The organism is uncultured Gemella sp., assembly GCF_963515875.1.
GTDB lineage: Bacteria > Bacillota > Bacilli > Staphylococcales > Gemellaceae > Gemella.
In genome coordinates, this window is record NZ_CAUPZX010000060.1 from 1 (window position 1) to 8,165 (window position 8,165).

Genomic DNA, 8,165 nt, shown 5'->3' on the forward strand with positions numbered 1-8,165 from the left:
ATTTGTACATTTTTATTTTGTCAAAACTGTACATTCTTATTTTATCATTCTCATTTAGCATTTATAATAATTTTTTGTTTATTATTATATGAATATAATATAACTAAAACGTTTTATTATAACTTTCTCTTGTTTTATTTTCTATATTTTGTATCTCTTTTATTTTGTTATATTTTTTAACATTTTATATTTCATCCTATAAATACTTATTAAATCAACGTTTTGAACTGGTTAACACCTTGTTTTTTTGTTTTTCTTATATTATAATAGGTATTAATAATACACTAATTATACCTTCGTTTCTTTTTGATAAAATTATATAAAAATTGGAAATATAGGAAATAGTTATATTTTTACTATTACATTCATAAAAAGGAGAATTAACATTATGGCAATAGAAAGAAAATATTCATTACGTAAGTTTAAAGTTGGTGTCGCATCTGTTCTTGTAGGTATCGGTATTGCGACTACTGGTGTTGCTGTGGCTCATGCTAGTGACGAATCTACTACCTCTACTAAGATTGAAGTTACAAATCCAGAAATCAAGCAAGCTGAAGCTGAGGCTAAAACTGCTGAAGCAAAAGTTGTTGAATTAGAAACAAAAGTAGCTGAAAAAACTACAATTGCTAATACTGCTACGGAAAAAGCTAAAACTGCGGCTGCTGAAGCTGCCACTGCGAATAAAGCTAAAATTGATGCAGAAACTGCTAAAACTAAGGCTACTGATGCTTTGAATGAAGCTACACAAAAAGCTACTCAAGCTGCTACAACTTTAACTGATGCCATCGCTAAAGAAGAAGCTGCTAGAAAAGAAGCTGCTGATACTAAAAAAGCTATTGAAACAGCTTTGACTAAGTTTGAAACAGATGCAGAAGAAGCTATCAATAAAGATAGTAGAATTCAACCCGATAATAAAGCTAAATCTATAGAAAAAGCAAAAGAAACTATTGGTAAAACTGCACTATTAAAAGCTATCGAAGATGGAGAATTAACATTAGATGAAGTTGCTAAAGAATTAAATAATCAAGCTGAAACAGCTAAAGCAGACGAAGCTAAAAATCCCCAATCAAATGATTTTACTGCTGAAGCAGCACAATCTGGTAATAAAGCTGATATTCCTGCTGAGTTAAAAACTAAAATTGATAAAGCTGAAAAAGCTGAGGCAGCTCGCCCTACTTCAGAAAAAGCTCAAGAAAAAGCTGACGCCTTAGAAGAAGAAATCGAAGATTTAACTGCAGTTGCAGAAAAAGATAAAGCTGAAGCTGAGAGAAAAGCAGAAATTCTTGAAAAACAAGAGACTGTTTTAACAAAAGCTAAAGAAGCTCTTAAACTAGCTACAGACAACAAAGTTAACACTGATATTATTTCTTCACTAGAAAAAGTTGTAAAAGAGATTGAAGTAACTCGTGATAATGCTAAAGCTGATCTTGATAAATCTTATGAACCTCTACAAGCTTATGAAGAAGAAATCAACAAATTAACAGATGAGTACAACACAGCTCTTGAAGCAGTAAAAGTTGCTAAAGAAAAAGAAGCTAGTGAACCTGCTAAACCTGTTGAGGCTACTCCTGTTTTACCAAAAGAAAAAACAGAAGTTGAAAAAGCTACTGAAGTAAAACAAGAAGCTGATGCCAAAGTTGTTGAATTAACTAAAAAACTTGAAGAAGCAACTACAACTCTTACAGAAGCTATCAAAAAAGCTGAAAAAGAAGCTAATGATTCAACAACCGCTGAACAAGAAAAAATCACTGCTGAACAAGCTAAGACTTCTGCTGAAGCTGAATTAGCTACCGCTAAAGAAGAAGCTAAAAAAACTAAAGATAAAGTTGAAGAACTTAAAAATGAAGAAACTACTAACTTAGAAGCTATCAAAAAAGCTTTAGATGAACTTGAAAAAGCAGCAATAGCTAAAATAAATGAAAAAACTGATATTAAAAACAAAGAAAAAGCTATTGAAGAAGCTAAGCATGCTATAGGTAAGGAAGACATACTAAATGCTATTGAAAAAGGAATAATTTCAGCTACTGAAGTGGCTAAAATTTTAGAAAACGCTGATAAAACTAAAGATGATGCCCCTGTTCCTGTAACAGAAACTAAAAAACTAGATGACGAAGATATTAAAAAATTAGATGCTGTTAAAAAAGCTGATGCTTCTCGCACAGAATTACAAAAACTTCAAGATAAAGCTGACGACTTAGCTGATGAAATTGATGATTTAAGTGAAATAGCTGAAAAAGATAAAGCTGATGCTGAGAAAAAGGCTGCAACTCTAGATAAACAAGAAACTACTTTAACAAAAGCTAAAGAAGCTCTTAAAGCAGCAATTGACAATGGTTCTTCTAAAACTATCGTCGATTCATTAACAGAAATCGTGAAATCTATTGAGGAAGTTCGTGATACAGCGAAAGTTGATTTTGATAAATCTAACGAACCGTTACAAGCTTATTCTGAAGCAATTAATCAATTAACTGATGAATATAATGAATACACAGAAGTTATTAAAGTACTAAGCGCTGCTCCTACTACTGAAGGACCTGTTGAGTATACTCAGCCTTTAGGTACTAATGGTGAAGATGCTGTTCCTACTACTGATGCTCCTGTTGAGTATACTCAGCCTTTAGGTACTAACGGTGAAGATGCTGCTCCTACTGCTGATGCTCCTGTTGAGTATACTAAAACTTTAGGTACTAACGGCGAAGAAGCTGCTCCTACTACTGATGCTCCTGTTGAGTATACTAAGTCTTTAGGTACTAATGGTGAAGAAGCTGCTCCTACTGCTGATGCTCCTGTTGAGTATACTAATCCTTTAGGTACTAATGGTGAAGAAGCTGCTCCTACTGCTGATGCTCCTGTTGAGTATACTAATCCTTTAGGTACTAACGGTACTGAGGCTACTCCTGTAGTAGAATCTAACCCTGAAGCTCCTAGTGTTGAAACACCAACTAACCCTACTGAGACTTCTCCATCTAAACCTGTTACTGATAATTCAGAAAAAATAGCTGTTCTTTCTCGTACATTAGCTGATGGAGTAAAAGTTTCTGTTGAATATAATAGTTCTAAAATACAAGCTAAAGATTTTGTCGCTAATGATGTTACAGGTGATGAAGCTAAAGAAATAGAAACTCTAGTGAAAAAACTAAATCCAGAGTTAACTATAGTGAGAATATTAGAACTTCACTTTACTGGACAAGATGGTAAAGAAGTAAAAACTACAGGCGATCGTACTGTTACCTTTGCAGTTGCTAACGGTGAAGACCAAGAATTAAAAGTATACCATGTTAACGGTGCAACATTAGATGAAGTTCCAAGTTCATATAAAGATGGAAATATTACTTTTAATACAAGTCACTTTAGTAACTTTGTTGTAACTAAACTTATAAACACTGCTGCTGTTAATGAAGTTACTAAATTAGATTCAGCAACTGTAAAAGCTAAAATAGCTAAATTAAAAGAACAACTAAAAACAGCTGATTCTGCTACTGCTGAAAAATTACAAACATTAATAGCTGATAATGAAGCACTATTAGAAGACTTAAATGTTTTAGAAGCTAACCTTCCAGCTGTCAACGATGTTCCTGAATACACAGGTCCAGTAGCTACTAACGGTCAAGAAGCTCCTACTCTTGACGTTCCTGAGTATGATTTATCTAAACTTAATGGTACTCAAGGAGGTACATCTACAACAAACGTAGAACAAAAAGCTACTGAAAAATCTAAAGCTGAAGTTAAAAATGGTAAAGTGTTACCTAATACTGGTACTACTTCTTCTAATACAGTAGCCTTAGGTTTAAGTATTATTACTTTAGCTATGTTTGCAATTAGACGTAAACTAAATAGATAATTGTTAATTAGTATATAAAAAATTAAAGAGTATGGAAACTTTCCATACTCTTTAATTTTTTTTTATAAAATCTTGTTTCTATAGAAATATTAAAAATTAAATATCACAAGAAAATATTTATCTACCTTTACCTCTCTTATAATATATTCAAAGTATAGTTAATTTATATTTTCAAATTTTTATAATTTGAACCTTTTATCCTATAACCCTAATTAATTCATAATTATAATATTTAACATTTCTTTTTGCAGATTTATCTTTATCTAATAAATTATTAAATACAAAATAATCCAAAGCTTTTTTTACTGTTTGTTTATGATAACCAGTTATTTCCGCTATCTCTGTAGCTGTAGCTATTGGTTCTCTAAAAGTTGCTAACCAAACCTCCGATTGAACAGTTGTATTACATTTTTTTAAACCGTTCGATGCTAATTCTTCTGATATTTCTATTTTTCCTATAATTTTATCAGCCATTCTTTCACTTGCACTTAAAAAGAAAAGTATCCAAGATAACCAACTAGGTTTTTCTCCTCTAGTTTCATTTAAGGTATTATAATATCTAATTCTTTCCGCTTCTAACTCTTCACTCACAAAGAACAAAGGTGCTTCCATTATTTTTTCTTTTATTGCCATTAGAGCTATCAGTATACGACCTAATCTACCATTACCATCTAAAAATGGATGGATAGATTCAAATTGAGCATGCATTATTGCTATTCTTAACAGTGAATCTATCTTATGATCAAATAATACTTTATTTTCCTCTGTTTTTTTATCAAAATCTCTGTGGTATTCTCCATTTATAAAGTATTCTAAGTTCGTCATATATTCATTTATCAAATTTGCTTTTATCGGAATATAAACAGCATTTTCTATCTTTTTATCTGGACCTATAAAGTTTTGTATTTTTCTAAATTCTCCTTTATTTGATACTGTTCCTCTAGCATCTTCCATTAAAATAGAGTGTAATTCTTTTATCATTCTTGTTGAAATCACATCTCCATTTTTTATCAACCTTTCTCCATGTTTAATAGCTTTATGATAATTAAATACTTCTATTTGTTGCCAAGATTTATTTTTTTTACTTTTATTTTCCATAATTTCATAAAATGTAACTTGTGTTCCTTCTATCCTTGTAGATTGAACAGATTCATTTAATGTTAATAGACTTAATATCGATTTATTTACTATTGATTTTTTTAATACTGTGTCTAGTTTCCCTATTTTTTTGTTGACATTAGATAATTTTTTATAAATTTCTATTGCTTCTTTGTCATTTATTTCTATTGGTAATTTTTGTATTCCTTCTATCATAGGTATCACTCCTTAGTATATTTTATTTGTTTTTTTATACTATAAATAATTATAATATATTTTTTAAGGTGTTGCAATTTTTTCTTCTGTTTTAGTAGAATTTTTATTATTTATTTGATGGAAAATTATTATATAAAGGATGCTAAATCAAAAGAGTATCTTGATATAATTAATTCTATAAAAATGAACAAAATTACTCTTATAGGCTATGTTTCTGATATAAAAAAATGTATATAGAAAAAACATGATAATTTTACCCTGCTGAAACGCTATAGGTACGCATTTTATAAAGATTCCCTTGTGTCTGAAACCGTCAAAGTAGGGAAAAACATTAAAGGGAGTGATTCGACAAAATTGATTTCTACGAAATCGTGATTTTTAAGTCACTTCCTTTTTCTTATTAGAAAAAAATCAGACTTAGAATAAAATTTACATTATTTCATTCTAAGTCTGGTTTTATTTTATTTAATTCTTGTTAATCTTTTTACCTTTGTTTGCACTACATTTAGAGGTACCGCTTCTTTAGTTATAACACTCGTATCCAATCCGAACCATTTTTCTGGTGTTACTGTTATTTTTTTTAGTTTCAATCTTAATCCCATAATAAAGTTATCGAATGAAGATAAACCATTACTATTTCCTAGCACTTCTTCTATTAGAACAAATCTGAAATCTCCTACTGTCTCTGCTTTTCCTCGCAAGTTGTACTTAGTAGGCTGTAAATCTAATTCTTTATTCTCTAATAAATCTGCAATTACCTGATGCATAAACATATTTACTCTTTGACTTTCTCTAAATCCTAGATTAAAGGTAATTTTTAATATTTTTTTGTCGCTAAATTTAGTAACTTTGTACTCTCTTTTATAAGGTTTATCTATAACATTTATATGGACAAAGAAATATACATTAGCTCTTTTGGGTTGTTTATTCAAAATAGAATACAATACTGCATAATCGACATCCTCTTCTTGTTTCGCACCTGTTAAATATACTAAGTTTGTAGCGTATTTTGCTATACTTTTATCTGCACTAAGTTGTAATAGTTGTTTTGTATAATTTTTCACTGTTAAATATTGACTTTCACGTTCTTTTATCTCAGTTCCTTTATACCAAATAAACATAATTATAAAGATTAATAGAGCTATAATAACAGTTATATACCCTCCGTTTACAAATTTTAAACTGTTCGCATATAAAAATAAAAGTTCCTCTATTCCAAAAAATATCAAAAACATAGTAGCGAAAACTTTATCTTTTTTAACTTTGTATAAATATATACTTAGTAATAATGTCGTTACAAACATAGTTATACTTATACTTAATCCATATGCCGCTTCCATATTACTACTTGTTCTAAAGAATAACACTACACAACTACTGCAAATAAATAATATTATATTAACCGCAGATACGTATACTTGCCCTTTTAATTCTGTCGGATATTTTATTATTAATTTCGGGAATAGATTTAATTTTATCGCTTCTGATACTAGCGTGAATGATCCTGTGATTAAACTTTGACTTGCAATTATCGCTGCTAATGTCGCTAATATTACTTGAAATACTATAAAACTATCTGGTACTATAGCAAAAAATGGATTTTTTTCAGCGCTATAATTTGTTGATAACAAATATGCTGCCTGCCCAAAATAGTTCGCAAGTAAACAAATTTTCACCGAAAACCACGCCATTCTTACATTTTGTCTTCCACAATGCCCTAAGTCCACATATAAATCTTCCGCTCCTGATACACATAAGAATACTGCTCCTAATAAAACAAATACACCTGGATAATTTATTAATAATTGTAGTGCGTATTTTGGATTAATAGCTTTTAAGACTTCTGGTCTTGTTATTATTGATTTTATTCCCCAGAAAAATAGTGATAAAAACCATAAACTCATTATAGGTCCAAAAAGTGATCCTATTTTTTTTGTTCCAAAACGTTGAAATGAAAAAATAAATATAAATATTATAAGAACAAGTATTATTACATCATTTGTATTTATTGATGGTATTATATCATGCAAACCTTCTACAGCTGACGTTACTGTTATTGCAGGGGTTATTATTCCGTCAGCTAGTAGTGTTGCTCCTCCTATCATAGCTAAGAGTGCTACACTTTTTCTTGTTCTATTTTTTATTAATGCAAATAGTGAAAATACACCTCCCTCTCCATGGTTATCAGCTTTAAGCGCTATTAAAACATACTTTATAGTTGTCTGTAATGTCATCACCCAAAATATTAAACTAACAAATCCTAATACGAGACTTTCGCTCATCATCGCATCAGTATTATGAACAAATGATTTCATAACATATAAAACCGAAGTTCCTATATCACCAAATATTATTCCTACCGTTATTATTACACCAAGAAAAGTTAATCTTGATTTATCCATATTTTTATCCTCTTATAAATTAAGTTAAATTAGAATTACCTTTATAAAGCAGTAATCTTATTCTCACATATAATTATAGTCTTCTTGTACTTAAAGTCAATAGTAAGTATATTGTATATTTATTATTATATGATAATCTTTATACTTTATATATTCTAGAAAACTATATTTTTAATTTATTTATTTTTTCATTATTTTCTTTTTTGTGAGTTTGTATAATATATTCTAATTAACACTTTTTTCTATTTTAAAATTTTATCATATTTTATAAAATCAAATTTTTAAATTTTAATAATTGCTATAAATACCCTATTCATTTAACATTCGCATTAATTATATATATATGATATACTTTAAGTAACAAACCAAGGGAGTGAATAAAATGGGGGACAGACATAAAAATATAAAACCAATTTATGATCTTGTAGTTAAAAAAGTATTTCGTAACGAAGAAGTAGCGTTACAGTTTGTAAAGGATATATTCGATTTACCTGCCAAAAGAGCAAAACTTATTGAAGGAAATCAAATCTTTACTGCAAATAGTAATGTCTCATCGGATTTTAATATAGCGGTAGATATTCTTGTTGAACTAGATAACCATGCACAGG

General features: G+C 29.4%; 4 protein-coding genes. 2 read left to right on the top strand and 2 right to left on the bottom strand.

Annotation, left to right across the window (positions count from 1 at the left end; genetic code table 11):
• The first annotated feature begins 388 nt into the window (after window positions 1–388).
• Window positions 389–3,841 carry an SIALI-17 repeat-containing surface protein gene (locus RWL85_RS08170; RefSeq protein ID WP_314086967.1) on the top strand — a complete coding sequence of 1,151 codons (3,453 nt, stop codon included), beginning with the start codon at window positions 389–391 and terminating at the stop codon, window positions 3,839–3,841.
• A gap of 195 nt (window positions 3,842–4,036) precedes the next feature.
• Here the strand turns inward: RWL85_RS08170 and RWL85_RS08175 are convergent, their stop codons facing one another.
• Both RWL85_RS08175 and RWL85_RS08180 read right to left on the bottom strand, forming a co-directional pair.
• Entirely contained in the window at window positions 4,037–5,155 is a 1,119-nt protein-coding gene (locus tag RWL85_RS08175) for a Fic family protein (protein WP_314086969.1), read from the bottom strand.
• A gap of 461 nt (window positions 5,156–5,616) precedes the next feature.
• Window positions 5,617–7,557, bottom strand: a complete 1,941-nt coding sequence (locus RWL85_RS08180) for a KUP/HAK/KT family potassium transporter (RefSeq protein ID WP_314086971.1) — start codon at window positions 7,555–7,557, stop codon at window positions 5,617–5,619.
• A gap of 382 nt (window positions 7,558–7,939) precedes the next feature.
• Here RWL85_RS08180 and RWL85_RS08185 point away from each other — a divergent pair.
• A partial coding sequence (locus tag RWL85_RS08185; RefSeq protein WP_314086974.1) for a hypothetical protein occupies window positions 7,940–8,165 on the top strand: 226 nt, incomplete at its 3' end.

Coding starts and splice junctions, on each gene's coding strand:
- RWL85_RS08170 (WP_314086967.1), top strand. CDS start 389: ATGGCAATAGAAAGAAAATATTCATTACGTAAGTTTAAAGTTGGTGTC.
- RWL85_RS08175 (WP_314086969.1), bottom strand. CDS start 5,155: ATGATAGAAGGAATACAAAAATTACCAATAGAAATAAATGACAAAGAA.
- RWL85_RS08180 (WP_314086971.1), bottom strand. CDS start 7,557: ATGGATAAATCAAGATTAACTTTTCTTGGTGTAATAATAACGGTAGGA.